Genomic DNA, 23,923 nt, shown 5'->3' with positions numbered 1-23,923 from the left:
CAGGGTCCGGGTTGGAGCACTGACCTTGGTGGCCTTCGCGTCGACTGGCACCGATCGACGATGGCCAACCTGCGATCGCTGTACCCGTTTCACACCGACGCAGGGTTCGGTCACCGCGGGCCCTACATGGGGGTCTCGGTCACCGGAGGAATGAGCGCATTTCATTTCGACCCGTTCGAGCTCTACGGAACCGTTCTCACCAACCCCAACGTGATCGTGGTGGGTGAGGTCGGCTCAGGGAAGAGCTCGACGGTCAAGGCGTTCTTGGCCCGTTCGATCGCGGTGTACGGCCATCGGCGGTTCCTGGCCGTGATCGACCCCAAGGGCGAGTACCGGCCCCTGGCCCACGCTCTCGGGATCCCGGTGGTCAAGCTCCACCCCGGGGGATCGGCCCGACTGAACCCGATGGACCCGCGGCCCGGCGCTGATCCCGCCGATGTGCTGGCCCGTCAGTCCCTCGCCGCCGGGCTCGTGACCGCAGTGCTCGGCCGAACCCTTGACCCCACCGAGGATGCCCTCCTCGGCTGGGCCATCCACTCCCTCGGCCAGACCGGCCGAGGGTTCACCCTCGCCGATGCCATCGAAGCGATCCGCAGCCCCGCCGACGATCTCATCGAGCTCGCCAGATCCACTCCCCTCGAGCTTTCTCAGGCCGCGGCCCCCGTGGTGTTCGCGCTCGACAAGCTCATCCACCGATCCCTGCGCGGCATGTTCGACGGGTCGACCACGGTCTCGGTCGACTGGGCCGACGGCCCCGGGATCGTGATCGATCTCTCGGCGGTGTACTCCGACCGAGACGCGCTTCCGCTGGTGATGATGGCCGCCACCCACTGGCTCACCGCCGTGTTGCAGCGGCGAAGCGAACGACGTGTCATCCAGGTCATCGACGAGGCGTGGGCCGCCGTGCTCCACGGTGCCCGACACTTCCAGTCCTCGCTCAAGCTCGCGCGCACCTACGGGGTCTCGACGTGGCTCATCTGCCACCGACCCTCCGACCTCACCGCCCAAGCCGACGACGGCACCGCGGACGCCAAGATCGCCGCCGGGCTCCTCGCAGACATCCAGACCCGGATCCTGCTTCGCCAACCGAGCGACCAACTCCACATGGCCGCAGACCTGTTCGGACTGAACGAACGCGAGACCAGCCTCTTGGGCCAACTCGTACGGGGTCGTGCGCTCTGGCGGCTACAGCAACGCGGCGCAGTCGTGCACAACGTGATGTCCACCAGCGAACGACGCCTGTTCGACACCGACGCCGCCATGGCCACCTGAGGCCGGGCTCCATGCACGCACGCACCCGGACACGCTGGACCATCACCGACGTCCTCGACCGCACCGACCTCGCGGGCTTGCTCGACGACTACAGCCCAGCGGAAGGGCAAGGCCACCGACGGCGCTGGCACTGCCCGGTCCCCGACCACCATGACCACCACGCGTCAGTCACCATGGCGACCGACGCCCATGGCCATGAGCGCTGGCGGTGCTGGTCTGGGGACGACACCCACCGCGGTGACGCCATCGATCTCGTCATGATCACTCAGCGCACCGACCGCGCCGCAGCGATCGAGCACCTCGCCCAACGGGCCGGCATATGCCTCGATGAGCCCCTTCCCGCGCCCCGACCGCGCCCCGTGCCTACCCGCCCAGTAGGTCCGGTCCCGCTGCACGAGTCAGTTCATCGCTACGTCGCGGCATGCGAGAACGTGCTGTGGTCACGCTCCGGACAACCCGTACGGGCATGGCTGCACGAGCGCGGTCTCAACGACGAGACACTGCGGGCGAACAGAGTCGGCGCCGATCCTGGACGAAGGCTGATGCAACGCCCCGGCGGCCTTCCCGTCGGTCGTTCACCCGCCGCGACCTTCCCCGCACTGACACCCACCGGGGCTGTCGCGTACGTCCAGACCCGCTACCTCGAGCCGGCCGGAGGACCGAAGTACGAGAACCCCGCGAGCAGACTCGGCACGAACCCGCGCCTCGCCTGGACAACTCCAGCGCAGTCAAGCGGGAGCAAGCGGCTCCTCGTGTGCGAAGGGATTCCTGACGCGCTCACCGCCGCCCAACAGGATCTCCGCTCCGTGGCAGTCCTCGGAGCCCAGGCGCCTGACGCCCGAGTTGCCGACACCCTCGTCGAGCACTGCGCCGGCCAGGGACTCCAGCTCGTCGCGGTCATAGACAACGACGATGCCGGTCGAGCCTGGGGCGCACGACTCCAGGATCTACTCGCCGAACGCGACACGACACTCGCCGTCGTGGAACCGCCGAACGGACTCGACCTCAACGCGTGGGCACTCGCCGAGCCCGCATGGTGGAGCAGCCTCGACGCCCCTTCGGCGGCGGTCGGCCTGCCCTCGGACCCCCTCGGCGTGGCGCCTATCGATCTGGGGCTCCAATGATCCTCGAGTCCACAAGACCCCTATCGAGGCAGCACAACGACCGGTATTGTTCAGCGCAGGGCTCCACCTGCATATCTCCGAAGCGCCGTCTCGTGGAGCGACGGTGCGATCGGAGCACCGCTGTGCAGGACCACGACCCCTTCACCTTCCGCCTGAACGAAATACGGGCGCACGACGCAGGCCGGCGCCGCTGGCCAGTCGGCGAACGCGATCGGCGACTCGACGAGCTTCTGACCGAGGAAGCCCAGGAGCTCGCCTGGGGTCGCCGTCACCTCAGCATCGTGTACGGCGAGGTCACCGAGGAAGCCGAGGCACAAGCCCTCGACGACGTCGTCTGCACGATCCTCGACGCGCTCGACGATCACTGGCATCGCCTCACCGGTGTACCCAACCGCTATGTGACGGTCACCGTCGGCGGTCCAGATGCCCAACAGGTTGTCCACGCCCTTCAAGCCCACCTCGCGCCGCTCGTACCAAAGCACTGGCAGATCCGCGACAGCGCAATCGTCGAGGTGGAGCGATGACCGCACATCAGTCCCGGCAATACGTCCGCAATCGGTTCGCCGAGCTGCGCTCCACCCGACACGGGAGGCAACCATGCACAAGCTGCTGCTCACTCCGGAGGAAGCAGCGAAAGCGCTGTCGATCAGTCGCTCAAAGCTCTATGAGCTCATCGCCCGCGGGGAGATCGAGTCGGTGCGGATCGGCACAAGCCGACGAATCTCGACACGCGCGCTCGACGAGTTCGTCGAGAAGTGCCGGGAACGACCAGACGCAGCATGACGACATCGGGGGCCGTCCCCACCTCGGGTCGCTGTCATGAGCCGCCGCCGAGGCCGTGGGGAGGGCAGCTTCTACTTCGACAACACGAAGGAACTTTGGGTCGGAGTCGTCGACCTTCCACCCGATGGAACCGGACGACGGCGCCGCAAGTACGTGCGTGCGAAGCGGAAGCAGGACGTCGTCGCCAAAGTCACTGCGATCAAGACCGATCTGGCGAAGGGCCAGCCGCTCCGGGACGAGCGTCGCACCACCACTGACTACCTGCGGTGGTGGTACCGCGAGGTCTTGCCAGGCTCAGTCAAAGACAGCACCGCCCAGGACTATGTGTGGGTGCTCGAGAAGTACGTCATCCCTGCGATCGGAGGGCACCGGCTGGTCAAGCTAACTCCGGACCATGTCCACGCCATGCTGCGAGACATGGAGCAGCGGGGGCTCTCGCCGCGTACGCGCCGCCTGACCCGCACGATTCTCCGTCGCGCGCTCACCACGGCCGAGCGATTCGGTCACGTGACCCGGAACGTGGCATCGCTCACCGAGCCGCCCAAGGTCGGATCAACGAAACTCGATGACTCGCTCACCCTCGAGCAGGCCAAGGCCGTGCTCGACACGGTTCAAGATGACCGGTTCGCCGCGTTAGCCGAGATCGTTCTCGCACTCGGGCTCCGAAAGGGCGAGGTCCTAGCGCTGCGCTGGCAGGACGTGGACTTCGAGCACAGCACCATCACGGTCAGCGGGACGATGAAGAGCCGCAAGGGCGGCGGCTGGTACGTCGACCTCCCGAAGACCAAGAAATCCGAGCGAGTCCTGCCCTTGGTCGATCGCGTCCGACGCGCGCTCACAGAGCGCGCGCACATCCAAGTCGCCGAGCGCGAGCGAGCAGGGGCGGATTGGCAGGAGCACGGCTTCGTCTTCACGACGCGAAACGGAACTCCCATCAACGAATGGAACGCCTATCGGTGGTGGCGCCGCCTGACCGAGAAGGCCGGCATCGGCCCACGCCGTTTCCACGCCTCGCGCCACACCACCGCGACACTCCTCCACGAGCAAGGTGTTCCGCTCGAGGTGATCTCCGCACTCCTCGGGCACTCGAGCCTTGCCATCACTGCCGACATCTACACCGACATCGGACTCAAGGCGAAGCGGGAGGCCGCGGAACGGATCGGTGCAGCGCTCGAGTGACACATTCCGAGAAAGGCCACAAGGGATGCACAGCGCCGGCCAGTCGATTGGCCCTGAACCCGACTCCTAGTAGCGCAACTCATAGCCGGATCCGATATCCGGGCCGCGTCCCCTACCGGCACATAGGGGTCGCGGATCGCTGCATCTGCTGATGAGAGCTCCGGAGGAGGCGGACCTGAGAGCAAGTGTGGTGATCGCTACGCTCGGGTGACCCTTCTTCAACCCGCTGGACCACGATGAACGATGTCGACACCCTCCTGAACCGTCTGTGTCACCTGATGGTGGCCTTCGAGCGCTCGATCGGAGAGGCGCCGGATGGCTCCGGCGGGGTGCTGAGCCTGGACATGCCCGAGCTTGCGGTCCTGGTGTCGCTGGACCTCTTCGGCGAGATGCGACCGACGACCATCGCGGAGTTGCTGGGCGGCACCACCTCGATGGCCACGAAGGTGCTGGGCCGCATGGAACGCGCGGGGTTCCTGGAGCGGCATCTGGGGAGCAGCCCGGAGGACCGACGTGCGGTCTCCGTGGAGATCTCCGACCGCGGCCGCCGGGCGATCGACACCTGTGACGAGGTCCTCGCCGAGCTGAGCATCGATCTGATGGCCGCGATCGCATCCATCGAGTTCAGGGCGACGTCGGCTGAACAACGGGCACAGTGGGACGGGGAGGTGCCGGGCGAGCGGCCGCCGAGCACGGGCGCGGGTCTCGCCGAGTTCCTCCGCTTCGTGGTCGAGATCGACAAGCCGATCCTGTCCACCGTCGGTGCGCTGGGCCCGCTGCATCCTGCCGACCCGCGAGGACTGTTGATCCTGTCCGAGCTCGATCTACGAGGTCCGCTGCGGATCGGCGCGGTTCCCGGCCTGATCGACCGATCCCGCAACTCCGCACACCGGTTCTGCGTGAACCTGCAGGACGCCGGATTCGTCACCCGGGTCCCTGGCGCGGTCCCCGGTGACCTGCGTGGAGTCGTCCTCGAGATCACCGACGTCGGTCGAGCACTCCTGCGTGGGGTCGTCGCCGCGATCACGGCGCACCTCGGCGAGCTGCGTCCCTCGATGATCTCGCTGTCGCTCGCGCTCTCGGGGCAACGTCAGGGACTCGGAGCACCAATCGCCTGACCCGCCCACGTCGACCATCGCGTCTGAGCAGTGGCGACGTAGCTTCCATGCGGTACATTCTTCCCTGACCACGGTCCTGTAGGGCAGCTCGTCTCAGAGCGGCAGGACCGGTGAGGGGATGAAGCAAGTGACGGACCTGCAGCAGCGGCCCGAGGAATCTCCTCGCCCCGAGGACTGGGTGCCGGTCGAGCACCGGATCCTCGGCATCGACAAGCGCACGATCGCGCCGGCGCTCGCCGTGCTGGTGTTCATGGTGCTGATGGCGGTCGTCCTGCCGAACATCGACGAGTCCGTCGAGTACGACGACCCGATCGTCGCCGGCGACGTGATGGACCTGGTGGGCGGCACGCTCACGTTCGTACCTGCCGAGGGATGGAACCGCGTCGACGGGTCCCTCGTGGGCGAGGGCCCTGCGGAGTCGGTCGGCTCGGTGTCCACGGTGGTGATCGAGGATGTCGTCCTGTCCGTCACCACCGGCGAGTTCGACGGCACCCCCGACGAGCTGCTCGACCAGATCAACGAGCTGAACGACACCCTGCAGGACCCACGCGGCCTCGGCTCGGCCGGCCCCCGCCAGGAGGTCACCACCCCGGGCGGGCTCACCGGGGTGGCCGAGACCTTCACCGGCCTCGACCAGCGCGGGGTCACCGGAGCATTCGTCGTCGACGTCGATGGCACCTCGGTGGGTGTCCAGGTGGTGGTGAAGGGCTCGGTCGAGTCGATGAGCGATCGCTTCGAGGAGATCACGACGATGCTCGATTCAATGGCGCTGCAGGACGACTCCCAGGAGGTCGGATCATGACCGTCCCCCAGCAGGCCACCGCCGACCGGACCGCTGCGCTCGAGGCGTCCGGGTTCGGCCGGAAGTTCCGACTCGTCCAGACCCACAACATGGCGTTCTGGGTGTACCTGCTCCTGGTCGTGGTCGGCCTGATGGCCATGTTCCAACAGCTCCAGAGCTCGTTCGTCGCCTTCCAGGGCTCGCTCGTGTTCAGCGTGCTGCTGTTCGCTGGGTACACCGTGCCGTTCTGGCTCTTCCTGCGCCACATCGACCGGTTCGACAGCGTCCCGGAGAAGCTCGCCGGCGCAGCGTTCCTGTATGGCGGCGTCGTAGCGACGTTCGCGATGGCGACCTATGCCAACAACGCCGTTATCTCGCTGTGGGGCAAGGCGAACGGCCAGCAGTTCGCCGCGGACTGGGCCGCTGCGCTCACCGCCCCCATCACCGAGGAACTGGCGAAGGCCTCGGGCATGGTGCTGTTGGTGCTGCTCGCCCCACGGCTGATCCGCACCGCGTTCGACGGCCTGATCGTCGGCGCGTTCCTCGGCCTCGGCTTCCAGGTGTTCGAGGACATCATCTACGGCGTCAACTCCGCGTTCGGCGACTTCGGCGTCGACGCCGTCGCCTCCACTTACACCACCAGCGTCATGCGGGTCGTGGTCGGGCTCACCTCGCACTGGACCTACAGCGCCATCTTCTGCGCGGGGCTGATCTACCTGATCGGGCGACCCGACGAACCACGACGCATCGGACGGGGCCTGTTCCTCATGCTGTCCGCGATGGCGCTGCACGGACTGTGGGACGCCACCGGTGGCCTGGCGGGCATCAGCCCGATCCTCTTCCCGGTGGTCTACGTCGTCGTGCCAGTGTCGCTCATCGCGCTGTTCGTCTGGATCTACAAGACCTCGGTGGTCACCGAGCGCCGGTGGATGCGCAAGCTCATGGAGCCCGAGGTGGCGCAGGGAGTGCTCACGCAGTCCGACGTCGACGCACTCGCCGGCAGCCGCAAGGAGCGCAAGGCGTACGTGAAGGCCCACAAGGGACACAAGAGCCACGTGCACGCGAAGCACGTGCTGCACGCCGCAGGCGACCTGGCGAAGCAGATCGCCCGCGACGGCGGCGCCGACACCGAGCGGGTGCAGTACGCCCGGTCCGAAGTGCTCCGGGTCCGCAACGCCTGACCCTCGCTCGGTGCTTCCGCACCCCTATCACCACACCCACCCCTCCATCTCAGTCCGCAGGTGTCCCACATGCGCATCAAACCCTCTCCGCTCGTCGCCATCGGCGTGATCCTCGGCTACCTCGTGGTGGTGTTCGCCGTGTGGGCCGCAACCGGGTTGGACTACGACAACGTCGCTGACACGGTCGAGAACGTCCAGAAGGGCGTGGTCCTGGCGGTCGGCCTCGGCTCCGTGTACCTGGCGGTCATGACGACCGTGCTCGGATGGTGGAAGCCCGCCATCCACGAGCCGCGCAAGGTCGGCGGCGGCTGGATGTGGATCGTCCCGGCGATGCTGGTGGTCGGCGCCGCGCTGAACTTCGCCGCCACGAAGTGGGGCGAGATCGACGGTGTCGGCACCTACGTGCTCTGGCTGGCCATCGGGACGCTGTTCGTCGGGTTCTCCGAAGAGCTCCTCACCCGTGGCCTCGCCATCGTCGGTGGACGCGGCTCCATGCACGAGAAGTGGGTGTGGGCGTTCTCCGGCGCCATCTTCGCGCTCATCCACGTCCCGAACATCTTTTTCGGCCAGGACGTCGGCCCGACGCTCCAGCAGGTCGTGTTCGCGTTCGCCGTCGGCCTGACCTACTACGTGACCCGCCGGATCGCCGGCACTCTGATCGTCACCATGGTCCTGCACGCCCTATGGGACTTCTCGACGTTCATCCAGGCGCACTCCGTCGACAAGCTCGACAACCCGACAGCGTCGCTCGGCAGCTTCGCGATGTACCTCGCTGTCATCATCGGCATCTTCGCCCTCGTGAAGATCCTCAAGACCGGTGACGTCGTCGAACCGGGTGGCGATCAGCTCGCAGCGTTCGATGGGGCCCCCGCCGATCGATCGGCCTGAGCCTCTCACCACCCCGACAGATCGACGAAGGAGCCCGACGTGGACCCGGCCCCCGACGGATGGCAACGCCTCATCATGAAGAGCAAGTTCGGCGCGGGCCGTGACTTCGAGGTGCTGGACGACGACGGCGAACGCCGCTACTTCGTCGACGGCAAGATGGGGCCGACCCCCAAGGCCGACGTCCTCGGTCCCGACGGATCCGTCACCTTCACCGTGCTCGGACGCCTCCTGGGCGTGCCCAAGCAGATGACCATCTCGGACGCCTCGGGCGCACAGGTCGCATCCATGAAGGCGAAGATGTTCTCGCCCATCAAGTCCAAGGTGAACATGGAGCTGGCCGACGGCGGGCACTGGCACGTCGAGGGATCCCTGATCGAGAAGGACTACTCGGTCAGTTCCGACGGCGCGCCCATCATCGCGATCAGCCAGAAGTGGGTGACCATCAGGGACGCCTACACCCTGGACGTGATCGACGGCATCGACCCCGGCCTCGCGCTGGCCGTCGTCTGGGCGATCGACCGCTGGGTCGAACGGGACTGACGCCGCCCGACCCGGGCCGCCGTCGACCGACCGCGAGCGAGGGCTTCACTGCCCCCTACCGCCGGGACGGTGACCTTCGCGAGGGCCAGCGTCAGCCGGTTCGACCTGTCTCGAAGACGAGTTCGCCCCGAGACTCTTCACCTGCCAGATAGTCGGCGATCTCCTGGGCGTGCTGCTGGCCGCGGGCGTCCACTGCGAGGAGGTTGGCGGAGGACCACTCCATGAGGGCGCCCAGCGACTCGAGGCGGTCCACAACTACCGAGGTCGGAATGTCGCTTGCACCGAACCAGACCCGGAAGACGTACCGCTGGCTAGGCGACACGACCTCGCTGAGGATGTACTTGTGATCCCCTTTGGCCGTCGTCCGCACGACGTCTCCGAGTGCAAGGTCGTAGAGGAAGAAGGGGATGCAGCAGATCTCGAAGGTGTCGTCAGACCGCTTCCGGGCCCAGAGCTGCTCGAATCGGCCGGCCTCGGGAAGCTCTGCGTTGATGATGAAGTTCGAGCGGTCACGCCAGACCGGATCATCGTGCGTGCTGAACCGCTCCTCCGCCATCGGCCAAGTCTGCCGAACAGACCCAGCAACGTCACCTATCGCCGGCTCTCGGACGCGGTGGGGCAGCTTGACGGGCATGGGGCGCGAGGCAGTGGAGTCGGTGAGGCCGGTGGCGTAGGTTCGTCTCGTGGTGACGCCGAAGGCAACAGAGGGGGACCGGCTTGAGGCGATCCGGCTTCTGCTCGTGGGTCTCGCTGCCGGCCAGGACGTGAGCGACCTGGTCGATGCGGTGGCCGGGCTGCACCCCAGGAACGACCCGTTCCCGGGGGAGGTCTTCATGCGCCTCGCTGCCGAGGTCGTGGCTGACACCACGGCCGCTGGCGCCGGCCCGATCAGCTACTCGGGGCTTCGTGAGCGGCATCTCGCCGAGTACGAGCTCGTCGGCAAGGAGAACCGCAAGTTCCAGTACGCGGTGCTGTGCAGCGCCGCGGTCGCTGGTGGCCTCGAGCCTGACCTCTTGGATGAGGTCTCGTGGTGGCGCACCGATGACTTCTGGCGCTACGCGCTCCTCGCCGCCGTGGCGCTGACCCGCGCTGCCGCTGAGCGCCGAGGGGTCCCGGTCGCGGCCGTGGTCGCCGAACTCGCGGCCCGCCACCAGATCTCGATCCCGGGCATGTAGCCAGCAGCCGCCGTCAGACCACCCACCGGTCTCTGGGTGGCGGCGGATGGCGGGACGGGTGTGGGTTGGGGGCCACACGCCCAGGAGGCCTCTCATGCAACCCACCAGCCACCACTCGACGCTGCTCACCGCCATCGGTTGGGACGCCCCCGATGAAGCCGATGTCGCTGTCGCCGCGTTCCTAGCCCGCTACAGCGGCCGCACCCGTGAGGCCTACCGTCACGACCTTCGCTCGTTCTTCCAGTGGGCCAGCGACGTCGGACTCGACGTGCTGGGAGCCACCCGGCCCCACATCGAGCTGTTCCGGGTCCACCTCGAAGACCGAGGCCTCGCCCCGTCCACCGTTGACCGTCGTCTCTCGACCGTGTGCGGCTTCTACCGGTTCGCGCACATCGACGGGCGCATCGCGTCGAACCCCGCCCAGTACGTGCGCCGCCCGACCGTGCACCCCACCGAGTCCCCGGGGATGGACCGAGCCGCGCTCGGCACGTTCTTGTTCACCGCTGAACGCATCGACCACGACCACGCCGCGCTCGCCGTGCTGCTCGGCCTCAACGGTCTGCGGGTCAGCGAAGCCTGCGGCACCAACATCGAAGACCTCGGCTTCGAACGCGGACACCGGACGCTCAAGATCCTCGGCAAGGGCGCCAAACCCGCGCTCATCCCGCTCGTGCCCCGCACGGGTAGGACAGTCGACCTCGCCATCGGCGAACGAACCGAGGGCCCGATCCTTCGCCGGGCCGACGGTCAGCGACTCGACCGGCGGACCGCGCACCGCTGGGTCAACTCCATCGGCCGCAAGGGTGGGCTCGGACACGTCCACCCCCACATGCTCCGAGCAGCGTTCATCATGGCCGGCCTCGACGCCGGAGTCCCGCTGCGCGACATGCAGATCGCCGCCCGCCACGCCGACCCACGCACCACCACGATCTACGACCACCGCCGACAGAACCTCGACCGCCACGCCGCCTACATCGTCGCCGCCTTCGTCACCGGCGGATAGCGCCACAACCCGGCGTTCTGGGGCGCTGCGGTGAACTCCGTGGCAGACGGCGCAGCCGCTCGACATGATGTCGAGATGCCCGCCGATCGTCCTCCCGTCGAGGTTGCTGGACCGCGGCGGGTTCTGCGTCGGTACTCCCTGAGCGATGCGCTCGGCTTGCACGAGGCGATCATCGACAGCCTCGATCACCTTCGACCGTGGATGCCGTGGGTAGCGCCCGAGCCGCTCGAGCTGGCGGACCGCGAGCACCTCATCGCGGACTGGCTCGACCGCTGGGATGCTGGTGAGGAGTTCCACTTCGGGGTGTTCGAGGCAAACGCACTCATTGGCGGATGCGGCCTCCACCGACGCGTCGGTCCGGACGGACTCGAGATCGGCTACTGGACCCGGTCTGGCGGAACCGGTCGAGGGGTCGCCACCGAGGCGGCCGGCTGCCTCGTCCAAGCGGCGTTCTCGATGCCCCAGGTCGAGTTCGTCGAGGTTCATCACGATCGAGCGAACGTGGCGAGTGGGCGGGTCCCACAGCACCTTGGCTTCACGTTCATCGAGGAGAGAGACGACGCGCCATCAGCTCCGGCCGAAGTTGGGGCCGAGTGCGTCTGGCGTCTGAACCGACGGAACTGGACTGGGCTCGCTCCCTGGGCCTCAGAGCAGTGAGTCGCCGGGCGGGCGCCCTTGGGGTCGCCTGGCGCTCGTGGCAGCCCTCGTCTTGTTCGTCGCCGGGCTCGCGGGAGTCGCGATTCGTTCCACCGCCGGGGACGGCACCGCCACAGGCGCGGCATCCAGCGACGCCGCCTACGCCATACCCCCGGCTGGGTCCAGCGCCCTCGAGTACGGCGGGGACCCCGCTGCCGGTGGGTCCGCCGTCTACTACGACGATCCGCAAGGCACTCGGTTCGAGCTGTTCACCTACGACCGAGACCTGATGGGCCAGACCGATGAGCAGTACCGCACCCTCGTCGAGTCCTTCACGACCCCAGCCACGACAACAGAGACGATCCCGCCGTTCGGCACGGTGCTTTTCAGGTGCGTCGAGGGTGTGGACTCGTCGGCCGCAGCGATCTGGGCCGGAGACGCCCGGATCGCTGTGTTGTTGGAAACACGAGGCACGGATCGACCGTGCTCTGCGCGCATCGCCGACCTCAGCCGACAGATGAGCGAGCTACGACTCGCGAACCAGAGCGACTGGCAGGCCTTCAACCTCTCTGCCAGCACCACCACCCCGTAGTTCCCACTCAGCCAGGCGGCGTGTCCAAGGTTCACGTCCGCCGGTGGGGGGGCACCCAGTCCCGGCGTTAGGTGACGGTGTCACACGGAGGGCTTGGACTCCCGCTGCCGTTGGAGCTCGTCGGCGATCCGACGTAGCTGCAGGACGCCCTTGTCGATGGTCAGGACGAGCCACACCAGCAGGAGGACCGGGATGAGAATCAACACCGCCGCGATGATCATCGGGTAAGTCTTGCTGATCGTGGCGTCCGAGGCCCTCGACATGCCGCGTCACCCATACAGCCGGCGTTCTGGGACGGTGGTCCGCGCTCCGGACTCGTCCTGCTCGGACACGGTCGAGGACGATCTCGCCACGGCCCCGTAGATGATCAGCGTTGGCAGAGCGATGAGTCCTGCTGCGACGAGGCCTGTGCCAAGGCCGATGACGACGGTACCCAAGGGAGCCTCGTGCCACGGCTGCAGCACCGAAAGCTCCACTCCATTCGAGACGACCGTGTACCGCCCTCCCGGCGGGAACCAACTGGTGGACTGACTCACCACCGGGCCGCTGGCATCCGCAACGCCCCCAGGGGATTCGAGAGCCACGGCGGCTGCGGCCAACCAGATAGCGCAGGAGCCGATCAGGAGACCGATGATGATCGGCACAGCGGCGCCAATCATCTTCATCGGCCGGCCGGCCCGTCGCCACGCAGCAAGGCCACGCCCCACCGGGCTTGGACCCGCCGCCGCGGGGTCGTTCACCCGCCACTCCCACATCCGCTCAAGCTACCGAAGTGCTTGAGCTTGGCGTTGGCACCCCGGTCCCGGCGCTATGAGACGCCGGAGTACGCGATTCCCCCCAGCTCCACCAACCGACCAAGGGTGCGTAGCGAACGTGCGGCACATCACGTAGCGAAGATCGGGCTGCCCTCGGGCGGCCCGATCTCGCGAGGTGACGGTACGCCCCTGCCACCCGTTCTTGTCGCGCTTTCCTGTCGCCGGTGACCGGAAAGCGCGACAAGAACGAGATGGCCTTCCGTGACTCGAACTCGCCGGATCACGATCGGACGGCTACGGCTGCGCCCGATCGTCGGCGAGATAGGCGGCCAACGCTTCCCGGTTGGTGGTGTAGAGGTGATCGGTGCCGATCGTCTCGGTGATCCCGTAGAGATCGAGCAGGCGGCGGACGGGTGCAGACGCGCGGGCGATGCCGATGACCTTGCCGCGGTCGCGGACCGCCTCGACCGAGTCGGCGAGCGCTTCCGAGGCCGTGGGGTCGACGTCGGTCACGGACTCGAAGTCGAGCAGCACCCATCGCACGTCACCGGTGGCCCCCTCGGCCACGCGGTCCCTGAACGTGTCGGCGTTGGCGAAGAAGAGCGGACCGGTGAGCCGCACGAAGGTGACTCCGACCAGGTCGTCGGGGACGGAGTCAGGGTCCGCCACGGCGGCGAACCGCTCCATCTCCCAGTCCCCCTCGGGCGGCTCGAGCGTCACCCACGGGGAGCCGGCCGTGCGGCGCACCATGTCGACCATGGTGGCAACCGTCGCCAGCACGAGTCCGCCGATCGGGCCGAGGACGAGCACCGCGAGGGTGCACCCCACCGCGATGAGCAGCTCGCTGCGGCGGACGTGGGCGAAGGTGCGGAACGCACGGACGTCGATGACCGAGAGGACGGCGTTGGCGACGAGCCCGGCCAGGGCCGCGGTCGGGATCTCGGCGACCACGTCGGTGAACCACAAGGCGATGGCGCCGACGATGAGCACGCTGACGATGGCAGGCAGCTGCGAGCGACCCCCGGCCGCCTCGGTCGATGCGGTTCGAGAGGAGCTGGCGCCGATCGGCATGCCCGAGCTCACCGCCGCGGCGATGTTGGCGACGCCCATGGCCACCAGCTCACCGTTGACCTCGAGCTCGTCGTGGTGACGCCGGGCCGCGGTGCTGGCGACGAGCAGTCCCTCGGCGACGGTGAGCACGGCGATGGCGAGCGCGGTGCCGAACAGTTGGGCCCATGTCGAGGGGTCGAGCGACGGGAACGAGAGCGACGGCAGGCCCGACGGGATCTCACCCAGGAGCTTCACCCCACCCGGGTCGAGCAGGTAGACCGCGCCCCCGACGAGGACCAGCGCGATCAGCGGCCCCGGGAGCTTCGGGATGAACCGCTGGCAGAGGCGGATGACGGCGATCGTCGTCACGCCCACCACGACGCTGGTGACGGAGGCCTCCGGAATGCTCTTCACGATCTCGACGACGTCGGTGAACCACCCGCCGGTGTCGACGCTGACGTTGAGGATCTTCTCGACCTGCGACGTGAGGATCTCGATGCCCAGGCCGGCGAGGAACCCGACCAGCACCGACTTCGAGATGAACCGCACCAGGGTGCCGGCCTTCACCAGCCACAGCACGATGAGGATGATGCCGGTCAGCATCGCTACGCCGAGTGCGAGCTCGACCGGCATCGCCCCGCTCTCGGCCGCGACAGCAGGGAGCAGGCCGGCGAGGAGGGCGGCGACGGTGGCATCCGGCCCGAGCACCAGCTGGCGGGATCCGGAGAAGAGGGCGAACGCGAGGATCGGGAGCAGCGCGGCGTTGATGCCGACGATCGCCGGCAGGCCGGCCGCCTCGGCGTACCCGATGTTGAGCGGGAGGGCGAGGGCGGCGAGGGTCACCCCGGCGAAGACCTGCGTGACGATGCGGGCGCGGGGACCGGGGAGGACCACCGCGCCCGGTCGGGGCATTGAGCTCGCCATCGACCGCAGCACTCGACCTGGGTCCATGACCGTCGGCTCCCCTCGTCAGTCGGTGAGCAGGGCGTTCGTCCACCACGCGGGCGGGTCGAGGGGTGCCGACATCGGCGGGCCCTGCACGACGGTCGGCCCCACGATCGGCCAGGCGAAGGGGTCGGTGGTGCGCTGGCGGGCGACGACCGCGTCGGCGCTGATGTCGAACACGGTGAGGTCCTGGCTGATCACCACCGGCCCGTCGTAGCCGGCGCGCACCTCGGAGAACACCGGCCCGACGGTCTGGTGGTCGACTGCGAGGTGCCACATCGCCGACATCCGGGCGCCTGCCTTCTCGAAGACCATGCCGGCCATGGCCGGGCTGGTGTGGGCGCCGTTGACGATCAGCTCGGCCAGCGCGAGCGGCGCTCCCGACTTCTGGGAGAAGACCTCCGCGGTCGGAAAGGTCTCGTGGATCAGGAGGTCAACGCCGTCGCAGGCCTCGACCAGGTACCGGCACGGCCGGGTGTCGCCGGAGAACACGACGCTGCGCCCGGCGTAGTCGAGCCGGTAGCCGACCGCGCCATTGTGGATGTGGATCACCGGGAACGAGGTCACGGTCACGCCGTTGCGCTGGTAGACGACCTCGGGTCGGTCGTAGGGCACTTCGGTGGTGATGGCACGGGCCCCCGACTGGCCGGGGTGGCCGGACAGCGACTTCATGTCCCAGGCGTGCGCGGCCTCGAGGTGGTGGGCGTAGGCGTGGGTGCCGAGGTGCTCCTCCTCGCCGGCCGGTCCCCACACCTCCACGGGGTCGCGCCGCCCGCCCTTGGACAGGCTCCACAGCAACGTGGGCATGTCGCCGACGTGGTCGGCGTGGAGGTGGGACAGGAAGACCTTGGTGGTCGCGGTGACCGGCAGGCCCAGGCCGTCGAAGTTGGCGAGTGCCCCCGACCCGAGGTCGAAGAAGAAGAAGTCCTGCTCGGGGTTGCCCACCTCGATCAGCAGCGAGGCCGATGCCTGGCTCTTCTTCACGAACGGATCACCGCTGCCCAGCACGGTCACCCTGATCTCCTCGGACCCCACCGGCTCGGCCCCGGGCACCAGGAGGTCCGGATAGGCGCGCGACGGCTTCCCGACCACCGGGGTGGTGGTGAGCGGGAGCGCACTCCCCTCGTGGGCCAGCTGCGTGAGCTCGTTGATCTCGCTCGCCATCGCTCGCTCCGTTCCTTCGACGCTCCGGCCCCGGCGGGCCCGTCCGGGGTCGAACGTACGACGCCACCGCCGGCCCGAGCATCGGCCACATGGGCGGAGATGGCGCGAGGCGCCGTGGATGGACCGAATCGGCTGAAGTGGCGGAGGTGCGCCGGCGGATCCGGGCGGACGCTGAAGGGGTGATCCCGACGGAGCAGAGACCATGACCGGCCCCCAGCAAGGCGCCACCCCGAGCCCGCCACCCGACGACCTCGTCGTGCGGGGATCGAGGGTCGCGTACGCGGGGCTCCTCTTCTCGGCGCTGTTCCTCGTCGGCTGGTTGCTCGTGCGGGACTCTCCGTCGTTCGACGCGACCGACGCGCAGCTGATCGACTACTACAGCGACCCCGACCGGCGACGGTCGGTGACGATCGCGGGTCTCTACGTCATCCCGTTGGCGGGGATCGCGTTCATCTGGTTCATGGCCGCCCTGCGTGACCGGTACGTCCGCACCGCCCGCCGCGAGCACGTGATCCTCTCCACCGCCCACGTGGTGTCAGGCGCGCTGGTCGTGGTGTCGCTCTTCACCCTCGCCGCCGTCGAGCTCGCCGTGGCCTGGCTGGCGGAGAGGGGCAACCCGTTCGACGTCGACGGCGCCCGGTCGCTGCTCGCCCTGGGCCAGGCCTCGTCCGACATCATGGCCCTCCGCTCGGCGGCGGTGTTCGTGGGGGTGAGCGCCTCGCGGGCGGTCCGCAGCGGGCTGTTCCCCCGGGCGTTCGGGGTCGTGAGCTTCCTCGTGACCGCGGCGCTGCTCTTCGTGTACGACTCAGTGCCGATGGTGTCGCTCCTCTTCCCGGCGTGGGTCGCGGGCTCAGCGGTGCTCATCCTCGTCAGACGTCGATCCCTGTCGAACCCCGAGCAGGCGTAGGAGCCTCAGGTGCTGCGTCTCGACTGCTTCGTGCCTCCCGAGCTCGTCGGAGCCAGCCAGTCCCGACTCGGGACGATCGAGGGCGTCCGCCACGTGTGGGTCGGCTCCTCCACGACCGGCGGGCTGGTCCTGCTGTCGGCCGAGATCGAGGTGTCGGCGGCCGACGCCGCCATCGAGCACCTGGCCGAGCTCGGCATCGCGTCGGAGGACCTCACGCTGTGGCGGGTGCCGGGCATCCAGCCGCTCGGCTGGGTGCGGCGTGTCCGGTCGACCGACTCGGGGGCCCAGGTGTGGGCCGAGATCGTGGGGCGGGCCGACGAGCACGCCCAGCTCGCCATGAGCTACCTCGTCTTCATGTCCGCCGCCGGGGTCATCGCCGGGATCGGCGTGCTCACCGCGTCGGCCGTGCTCCTCGTGGGGGCCATGGCGATCAGCCCCGACCTGCTGCCGATCTCGGCCACGGCCATCGGCATGGTCGAGCGGCGCCCCGGCCTCGCCCTCCGCTCCCTGCGCGTGCTGATGGTCGGGCTCGGCACCGCGGCGCTGGCGGCCTACGTGGCGACGGTCCTCCTGAGGCTGTTCGGGCAGGTCTCCGACGACCTGATCCTGGCCGAGACCACGATGGGCGAGGCGCTCACCCACATCGGCCCAGGGAGCCTGATGGTGGCTGCCGCCGCCGGTGTGGCCGGGATGCTGGCCTTCGAGCGCCCCGGCGGTGCTGCGGTCGGCGTGGCGATCTCGGTCACGACCATCCCCGCCGCGGCCTACGTCGGGGCGGCGCTCGGGATGGGTCGGGACGACCCGATGTGGGGGGCTCTGATGGTGCTTCTCTCCAACGTCGCGGTGCTCCTCGTCGCTGGCTCGGCCACCCTGGCGCTCCAACGGCGGGCGCGTCGACGCGGTCGCCGGTGAGCCCGGTCAGTCGTCTGCTGGCTGACCGGTGAGGAGCCCGAGGCGGCGCGCCGTGTCGACCGCCTCGGCCCTCGACGAGGCATCGAGCTTCCGGTAGATCGCCTCGCAGTGGGTCTTGACGGTGTAGCGGGAGATGAAGAGACGGGATCCGATGGCGGCGAGGGTGAGGTTGGTCGGCAGGTAGTGCAGCACCCGCAGCTCGGCCGTCGTCAGCGACGACGAGCCTCCCGGCACCTGGTGCTTCATCTGAGCCACGAGCTCGCTGACCTCGTCGACCTGGCTGATCGCCCGCACCGCGTCGGGCTGGCGCACCAGGAAGCCCCGCGCCTCCACCAGCACCGTCTCGGCACCCGCGCGGTCGCCGAGAAGCAGGCTGGCACGGGCCAGCGCCACCCGGGCCTGCACGTTGGCCCATCCGGAGAGGTCCTTGAGCTGCGCCAGCTGGGTGCGGGAGCGTTGCCAGGCCTCGCGGGCCGCCGCCTGGTCGCCCGTGCTGGCGCAGTGCAGCGCCTGGACGGAGCTGACGATCGCCATCCCCGGGGCGTCGAGGAGCCCGTGATCGGCGGCGATGCTGTGGGCCCGGGCGCCGAGGGCCCAGGCGCGTTCGGGGTCGCCCTCGGCGTGGGCGATCAGCGCGGACATCGCCGTGCAGTACGCCTCCGCCACCGGCGCCCCCAGCACCGAGGCCTCCTCGGCGCCCTCGGCGAGGATGGCGACAGGGTCGCCGGTGTCGAGCGTCCACGACCAGACGCCGTAGGCGAGGCAGGAGCCGGCGTGCCAGATCCCCGGCGGTAGACCGGCATAGGCCACCGCGGCGTCTTCGAGCGCAGGCCGGACAGGACCGATGTTCGTCGTCGAGCGCAGATAGCGGAGGCCGAGCCGGGACATCTCGTCGGAATGGTCGGCATGCTCCCCGAGGCGGAGCCACACGCCGAGCTCGGCGGCGTCCGTGCGACCCATCGCGGTCAGCGCCGCGCAGAGGCACAGCGCCGCGCTCTCCACGACCCTCTCACGGGGGATCGAGTCGATCCACCGCCGGACCGTCGTGTAGTGCCCGTTCGCGTACGCGGCCGGCGACCACGCCACGACCAGCCGCTCGGCGAGATCGACGTCCCCAGCCGCCACCGCGTGGTGCACGGCCCGGTCGACGTCGCCGGCCGCCTCGAACCACGCGCTCGCCCGCAGGTGCACCCGGCGGCTCCCCGCCGCGTCGGTGCGCTCGAACTGCGCCTGCAGAGCGTCGCGGAGCAAACCGTGCATCCGGTAGGCCTCGCCGCGACGGTCGAGCGGGATCAGGAGCAGCCGGTCACGGAAGACGCCATGGAGCACCTCCCCCGCGTCGTTGCGGTCGAGCACCTGGTTGCACAGCGGCCCCGACAGCCACTCGAGCGGACTCACGTAGGTCAGCACCTCACGCTCGTCGGCGGTCAACCCCCACAGCCACTCCGACTCCAGGTACTCGGCCACCGAGATCTCCCGGCCGCTGATCGGGCCTCCGTCCGCCTCCTCCCCCGGCGGGGCGATCGAGGCAAGGCCGGCCAGACGCACCCCGACCGGCCAGCCCTCGGTCCGGGAGACCACGTCGTCGAGCAGCGTGGCGCTGACCGGGACGCCCATGCCGGCGAGGACCGCCCCCACCTCGTCGGGATCGAGACCGAGCTCGCTCGCCCCGATCTCCACCACCGCCCGACCGACCCTGAGCCGCCCGAGGTGCTCGAGCGGGCAGGCGCGACCGACCAGCACCACGACCGACCCGGCGGGCACGTCGGCCACGACCGCCGAGAGCAGGTCGAGCGCCGTCAGGTCGCTCAGACGGTGCACGTCGTCGACGACGAGCACGAACGGCACGGTGCTACTGCGGACCGCGCGACCCAGCGCGGCCGCGAACTGCGTGGAGTACTGGTCGGGCGTCAGAGGGCCGGCGGAGAGCGACGAGAAGTCGATGTCGGTGACCGTGGCCAGGGCATCGACGAGCTCGCGGGCCAGCACCGGCGCGTCGTCGTGACCGATCCCGACGTCGATCCACGCGACGGGCCGATCGTCGGACGCCAGCCAGGCGGCCGCGTGAGACGTCTTCCCGTAGCCGGCCGGCGCCGTGATGACGGCGACCCGAACTCCTGGGGCAGAGAGCCGATCGAGCACCGTTCCGCGCACGACCAGGTCGCCGGCCGGGCGCGGCGGCGCCCACGCACCGGGACCGGGCCCCCTGCTCCCATCGGCCTGCGTCATCGTGGTCGGAACATAGCCCGTCCGCCGGCCCCGCCACCGGGTCCGGGTGGTCAGGACGCGCCGGTCGCCGGTGATGGTTCGCCCGGCCGATCCTCCCCCTCCGCAGGTCGGACGCCGACGACCGCTCCGGGCCCGAGCGCCACCCGGAATGACCGGGCCGCCCGCACCGCGATGAGGGTCATCGGGACGGCCATCATCAGCCCGATCAGGCCACCCAGGATGCCGCCGGCCGTGGTGACCAGGAGCACCACGAGCGGGTGGATCCGCAGCGTCCGGCCGGTCACGTGCGGGTCGACCATGTTCTCGATGAGGAGGTTGGCGACCAGGACGACGAGGAGCATGACCACGCCTGCACCGAGACCGTTCTCCGCGACAGCCACGATGACGGCGAGCAGGCCGCCGATGAACGCCCCGATGTACGGGATGTAGCCGCCGACGAACGTCACTGCCATGAGGGTCGGCACCATCGGCAGCCCCATGGCGACGGCAGCGAGGCCGACGACACCGGCCACGACGGCGGACACGACAGTTCGGCCCAGCCAGTAGCGCCGCATGAGCGCCGTCGAGTCGGCGACGAGGAGATCGAGCTGGACCGCCCGTTCGGGCAGCATCCGTCGCTCCACCGAGCGGAGGAACGACCGCCCGTCCTTCAGCAGGTAGTAGAGGATGAGGAGACCGAGGACGATCCCGGCGATGAGCTCGGCCAGCATGTCGATGCCGGAGACCACCGCGCCGACCACACCGGTCGTGACAGTGGGCTCGACGCTCTCGGCCGAGCTCGTGACCGTGTCTCCCACCGACGCGTCGAGGTCGAGCTCGGCCACGGCGCGCTCCACCTGGGCCTTCAGCTCGTCGACCTCGCGGATGATGCCCACCGTCACCATCCACACGAACGCCAGCGAGAGCACCACCAGCACGACCACGACGACGCCGGCCGCCAGCGGTCTCGGGACGCGGTGGCCCTGCAGCCAACGGGTGGCCGGACGGAACAGCATCGCGAGCACCACTGCGAGGAAGAGCGGCAGCACGACTGCGCTGGCCACCGCCAGCACGGTGAGCACGATGGCGGCGGCGAGGCACAGGCCGACGAGTCCCCATGCCACCCGGCCGCTGCGCTCGACGAACGCCGCAGCAGCCCTGGCGGGGTCGCGTGGCTCGGGCACCAGTGCTTCGTCCACTCGACGCGTCCTTCTCCCACTCGGTGCCCACGATGGGCATCGCAGAACGTCTGGAACGTACGACGGAGGCGCCGGGCTCGCCTCGGCCGAAGCGGCCGATGTTCCTACCGCGCGCCACCACGAGGAAGGCTTCGGCAGGTGCCTCCCCTCTCGGCACCAACCCGTATCCCAAAAGTGCCGGTAGGGGACGCGGCAGAAATATCGTTTCATCGACAGCAACAGGCCCCGAGAAGGCTGTTCGACTTCGGTCAGGTGCACCCCTGGTGCAGTTCGGATGGCGGCAGGCCGGGCGGCGGCGACTCCCCGCTTCCCACCAGTGGTTATGACATACTTGTCTGAACTGTCAGCACAGGGACTCAAGTTTGTCATATCCGCTGTTTCATCCGGCCCGCCATGGGGATCTGCCCGCCTTGCTCACCGAGGCGGAGTTCACGCGCGAGTTCCCAGGGGAGGATGAGCATCTCGAGTTGAAGCAAGGGGTGTCCGCCCATCGCGTCCAAGAGGCCGCGGTCGCCTTCTCGAACAACGACGGCGGGGTCTACCTCATCGGCGTGTCACCGAGCGGGCAGGTCGTCGGGGTCAGCCAGCCTGGGGAGAAGACGAAAGACATCCACCAGGCACTGCGTGATACCCGCAACCCGGGGCGATACGACGTTCATCAGCTTCTTGTCGGAGACCGCACCGTACTGGTGCTTGCGGTGGACCGACGCCACGAGGGGTTCGCTCAGACTTCGAGCGGCGCAGTCCTCATGCGCCGTGGAGCGAGCAACATGCCGTTGCTCGGTGACGACCTCTCGCGCTTCTTGTCTCGAAGAACGTTCCAACGCTTCGAGCTGACCCCAGCGACCGTCGAGTTCGCCGACGCTGACACCGGCCTCATCGAGCGACTGGCGGAAGCGTTCGGTTGGACCGTCGACTCGGCCCTGCCGTCGCGCCTCGAGGACGAAGGCTTCTTGGCAACCGACGGCGGGAAACTGGTTCTGACCATTGCCGGCGGACTGCTCCTGTTGCCCGAACCACGGATCATGGGAGGCCGCCCGTACATCGACATCCGCCGGTTCTCCGCCGATGACCCCGACCCGGACAAGACCTGGAAGATCGACGGGCCCGCCGACTCCCAGGTGGAACAGGCGACTCGAACGATCCTCGACCAGCTGGGATCGGTCAACGCGATCGTCGGGGTCCAACGCGTCGAGATGCCCCGGATTCCACCGCGCGTCATTCGCGAAGCGATCGCGAACGCGGTCGCCCACCGCTCCTACGAAAGCGCCGGCACCGCGACACGGGTGGAGCTTCACCCCAACTACCTGACCATCACCTCACCCGGCGGCCTTCCCGAGCCGGTCACACTCGACAACCTCCGATTCCAGCAATCAGCGCGAAATGACCGGCTGCTGGGAGCGCTCAGACGCCTCGGGCTCGCCGAGGATCTCGGCAAAGGCATCGATCGGATGGAAGACGACATGGCGGACGAACTGCTCCGCCGGCCGGAGTTCTCTGACGATGGCGCATTCTTCACCGTCACGCTTCACCTGACCGGCACGATCACAACCCGCGAACGAGCCTGGATTCGCAACCTCATCAAGGAAGGCCGCCTCGACGGCCGCGCCGCGATGGTCGTCATTGCGGTCGCCCGCGACGGCTCAATCACCAACAGCAGTGTACGCCAACTCCTCGATGTCGACAGCGTCGAGGCGCGCAACCTTCTCCAATCACTCGTCACGCACGGCCTCGTCGTGAGACACGGCGAGCGCGGTGGGTCCGAGTACCGGATCGCCCCAGACCTCGGCGTTCCCGCTCGAATCCGACACACTGATGACGAGCTCGACCAACTTGCCCTAGAACTCGCGGCCGCTGGTCCAGTCACCAACGCGTCGCTACGAGAACGGACCGGACTCGATCGACAAGAGGCGCTCAAGGTCTTCCGTCGCCTTGTCGAGCGAGGCGCACTGAAGCAGCTCGGCGAGCGTCGAGGCGCTCGCTACGAGCTCCCCTGAGGCCCGCTGATCCCATCACGAGCGTCCCCTATATTTCGACGAAGCACAGACTGCTGCCAGCGCCGAGCCCACCAAAGAGGTGCAGCCATTGGTGCAGCCTGACCATCCGGTCTGTGGCACACAACGGTGGACCTCGGCGGACACCAAACTCTTAGGGCACCTACTCAGAGCGACCTCGATGGACCGCTGTGGACCCTGTGCCTCCTGCTACGGATCAGAAGGTTGGGGGTTCGAGTCCCTCCGAGCGCGCTGGATAGATGCAGGTCACGGGCCTGCACTGCGCGTGGATCGGCTACAGCAGCGGGGTGGGTGGCAGCCATCGTGGCAGCCAACATCGCAAGGCAGATCCGCAGCGGCGCGCTCGCAGCCGGGCATTTCCACCGGCGGCGCTCGGGACGATCGCCGAGCTCGCCTTCCGGCGGCTGCGTAGAATCGCCCCCGGAGGCCCAGATGAGCGCGTCTGCTGATCACATCAAGGCGCTCGTGCGCAGCCACGCTGACGGCGACGACGCGC

The 23,923-nt window shown here is 68.7% G+C and carries 25 protein-coding genes; 18 read left to right on the top strand and 7 right to left on the bottom strand.

The features are described from left to right. The first annotated feature begins 60 nt into the window (after nucleotides 1-60). The 10 genes from MUE36_07090 (at nucleotide 61) to MUE36_07045 (ending at nucleotide 8,866) form a co-directional block, all read left to right on the top strand. The gene (locus tag MUE36_07090; GenBank protein ID MCU0310691.1) at nucleotides 61-1,272 is read left to right on the top strand and encodes a DUF87 domain-containing protein; all 1,212 of its coding nucleotides are present in this window, start codon (nucleotides 61-63) and stop codon (nucleotides 1,270-1,272) included. Nucleotides 1,273-1,283: 11 nt separating this feature from the next. Continuing rightward, a complete protein-coding gene (locus tag MUE36_07085; protein MCU0310690.1) occupies nucleotides 1,284-2,396 on the top strand; it encodes a toprim domain-containing protein in 1,113 nt (370 codons plus the stop codon). A 122-nt stretch (nucleotides 2,397-2,518) separates the two neighbouring features. Then, on the top strand, nucleotides 2,519-2,920 hold the full coding sequence (locus MUE36_07080; protein ID MCU0310689.1) for a hypothetical protein: 402 nt from the start codon (nucleotides 2,519-2,521) through the stop codon (nucleotides 2,918-2,920). A gap of 73 nt (nucleotides 2,921-2,993) precedes the next feature. Next, complete coding sequence (locus MUE36_07075; protein ID MCU0310688.1) at nucleotides 2,994-3,179, top strand: helix-turn-helix domain-containing protein; 186 nt, start codon at nucleotides 2,994-2,996, stop codon at nucleotides 3,177-3,179. Nucleotides 3,180-3,215: 36 nt separating this feature from the next. Continuing rightward, nucleotides 3,216-4,358: a site-specific integrase gene (locus tag MUE36_07070; GenBank protein ID MCU0310687.1), complete on the top strand. Its 1,143-nt coding sequence runs from the start codon at nucleotides 3,216-3,218 to the stop codon at nucleotides 4,356-4,358. Nucleotides 4,359-4,594: 236 nt separating this feature from the next. Then, nucleotides 4,595-5,476 (top strand): MarR family transcriptional regulator, encoded by an 882-nt coding sequence (locus tag MUE36_07065; protein MCU0310686.1) that lies wholly within the window; start codon nucleotides 4,595-4,597, stop codon nucleotides 5,474-5,476. A gap of 118 nt (nucleotides 5,477-5,594) precedes the next feature. Then, a complete protein-coding gene (locus MUE36_07060) occupies nucleotides 5,595-6,278 on the top strand; it encodes a hypothetical protein (protein MCU0310685.1) in 684 nt (227 codons plus the stop codon). Next, nucleotides 6,275-7,438 carry a PrsW family intramembrane metalloprotease gene (locus MUE36_07055; protein MCU0310684.1) on the top strand — a complete coding sequence of 388 codons (1,164 nt, stop codon included), beginning with the start codon at nucleotides 6,275-6,277 and terminating at the stop codon, nucleotides 7,436-7,438. Before MUE36_07060 ends, MUE36_07055 begins: the two co-directional genes overlap by 4 nt. 69 nt (nucleotides 7,439-7,507) lie before the next feature. Next, nucleotides 7,508-8,326 carry a CPBP family intramembrane metalloprotease gene (locus MUE36_07050; protein ID MCU0310683.1) on the top strand — a complete coding sequence of 273 codons (819 nt, stop codon included), beginning with the start codon at nucleotides 7,508-7,510 and terminating at the stop codon, nucleotides 8,324-8,326. A gap of 39 nt (nucleotides 8,327-8,365) precedes the next feature. Further along, the gene (locus MUE36_07045) at nucleotides 8,366-8,866 is read left to right on the top strand and encodes an LURP-one-related family protein (GenBank protein ID MCU0310682.1); all 501 of its coding nucleotides are present in this window, start codon (nucleotides 8,366-8,368) and stop codon (nucleotides 8,864-8,866) included. Nucleotides 8,867-8,957: 91 nt separating this feature from the next. Here MUE36_07045 and MUE36_07040 read toward each other — a convergent pair whose 3' ends face one another. Then, nucleotides 8,958-9,422 (bottom strand): DUF4265 domain-containing protein, encoded by a 465-nt coding sequence (locus MUE36_07040; protein ID MCU0310681.1) that lies wholly within the window; start codon nucleotides 9,420-9,422, stop codon nucleotides 8,958-8,960. A gap of 127 nt (nucleotides 9,423-9,549) precedes the next feature. Here MUE36_07040 and MUE36_07035 point away from each other — a divergent pair, with 127 nt between their 5' ends. The 4 genes from MUE36_07035 to MUE36_07020 all read left to right on the top strand — a co-directional run bounded on the left by MUE36_07035 (nucleotide 9,550) and on the right by MUE36_07020 (nucleotide 12,272). Next, complete coding sequence (locus MUE36_07035) at nucleotides 9,550-10,041, top strand: hypothetical protein (GenBank protein MCU0310680.1); 492 nt, start codon at nucleotides 9,550-9,552, stop codon at nucleotides 10,039-10,041. Nucleotides 10,042-10,135: 94 nt separating this feature from the next. After that, entirely contained in the window at nucleotides 10,136-11,044 is a 909-nt protein-coding gene (locus MUE36_07030; GenBank protein ID MCU0310679.1) for a tyrosine-type recombinase/integrase, read from the top strand. A gap of 75 nt (nucleotides 11,045-11,119) precedes the next feature. After that, nucleotides 11,120-11,701 (top strand): GNAT family N-acetyltransferase, encoded by a 582-nt coding sequence (locus tag MUE36_07025; protein MCU0310678.1) that lies wholly within the window; start codon nucleotides 11,120-11,122, stop codon nucleotides 11,699-11,701. 37 nt (nucleotides 11,702-11,738) lie between these two features. Then, a complete protein-coding gene (locus tag MUE36_07020; protein MCU0310677.1) occupies nucleotides 11,739-12,272 on the top strand; it encodes a hypothetical protein in 534 nt (177 codons plus the stop codon). A gap of 80 nt (nucleotides 12,273-12,352) precedes the next feature. On the opposite strand, the gene MUE36_07015 is transcribed toward MUE36_07020, so the two are convergent. From MUE36_07015 to MUE36_07000, 4 genes are all read right to left on the bottom strand, one after another. Next, nucleotides 12,353-12,535, bottom strand: coding sequence for a hypothetical protein (locus MUE36_07015; protein MCU0310676.1), 183 nt, complete (start codon nucleotides 12,533-12,535; stop codon nucleotides 12,353-12,355). Nucleotides 12,536-12,541: 6 nt separating this feature from the next. Continuing rightward, entirely contained in the window at nucleotides 12,542-12,937 is a 396-nt protein-coding gene (locus tag MUE36_07010; GenBank protein MCU0310675.1) for a hypothetical protein, read from the bottom strand. 384 nt (nucleotides 12,938-13,321) lie between these two features. Continuing rightward, nucleotides 13,322-15,028: a SulP family inorganic anion transporter gene (locus tag MUE36_07005; protein ID MCU0310674.1), complete on the bottom strand. Its 1,707-nt coding sequence runs from the start codon at nucleotides 15,026-15,028 to the stop codon at nucleotides 13,322-13,324. Nucleotides 15,029-15,046: 18 nt separating this feature from the next. Beyond that, nucleotides 15,047-16,186 (bottom strand): MBL fold metallo-hydrolase, encoded by a 1,140-nt coding sequence (locus tag MUE36_07000; GenBank protein MCU0310673.1) that lies wholly within the window; start codon nucleotides 16,184-16,186, stop codon nucleotides 15,047-15,049. A gap of 202 nt (nucleotides 16,187-16,388) precedes the next feature. Between MUE36_07000 and MUE36_06995 the strand changes: the two genes are divergently transcribed. Both MUE36_06995 and MUE36_06990 read left to right on the top strand, forming a co-directional pair. Next, nucleotides 16,389-17,093, top strand: coding sequence for a hypothetical protein (locus tag MUE36_06995; protein ID MCU0310672.1), 705 nt, complete (start codon nucleotides 16,389-16,391; stop codon nucleotides 17,091-17,093). A 9-nt stretch (nucleotides 17,094-17,102) separates the two neighbouring features. Further along, entirely contained in the window at nucleotides 17,103-18,005 is a 903-nt protein-coding gene (locus MUE36_06990; GenBank protein MCU0310671.1) for a DUF389 domain-containing protein, read from the top strand. A gap of 6 nt (nucleotides 18,006-18,011) precedes the next feature. Here the strand turns inward: MUE36_06990 and MUE36_06985 are convergent, their stop codons facing one another. Together MUE36_06985 and MUE36_06980 are read right to left on the bottom strand one after the other, a co-directional pair. Further along, nucleotides 18,012-20,234, bottom strand: a complete 2,223-nt coding sequence (locus tag MUE36_06985) for a LuxR C-terminal-related transcriptional regulator (protein MCU0310670.1) — start codon at nucleotides 20,232-20,234, stop codon at nucleotides 18,012-18,014. Between the two features lie 50 nt (nucleotides 20,235-20,284). After that, entirely contained in the window at nucleotides 20,285-21,412 is a 1,128-nt protein-coding gene (locus tag MUE36_06980; protein ID MCU0310669.1) for an AI-2E family transporter, read from the bottom strand. Between the two features lie 362 nt (nucleotides 21,413-21,774). Here MUE36_06980 and MUE36_06975 point away from each other — a divergent pair, with 362 nt between their 5' ends. Both MUE36_06975 and MUE36_06970 read left to right on the top strand, forming a co-directional pair. Then, the gene (locus tag MUE36_06975; protein ID MCU0310668.1) at nucleotides 21,775-23,409 is read left to right on the top strand and encodes a putative DNA binding domain-containing protein; all 1,635 of its coding nucleotides are present in this window, start codon (nucleotides 21,775-21,777) and stop codon (nucleotides 23,407-23,409) included. Between the two features lie 309 nt (nucleotides 23,410-23,718). Next, nucleotides 23,719-23,923: hypothetical protein (locus MUE36_06970; GenBank protein ID MCU0310667.1), on the top strand; the 205-nt coding region annotated here is incomplete at its 3' end.

The sequence above is a fragment of the Acidimicrobiales bacterium genome (assembly GCA_025455885.1).
In the GTDB taxonomy this organism is placed as follows: Bacteria; Actinomycetota; Acidimicrobiia; order Acidimicrobiales; family Acidimicrobilacustridaceae; genus Rhabdothermincola_A.
This window is presented reverse-complemented; position numbering and strand designations above follow the sequence as displayed.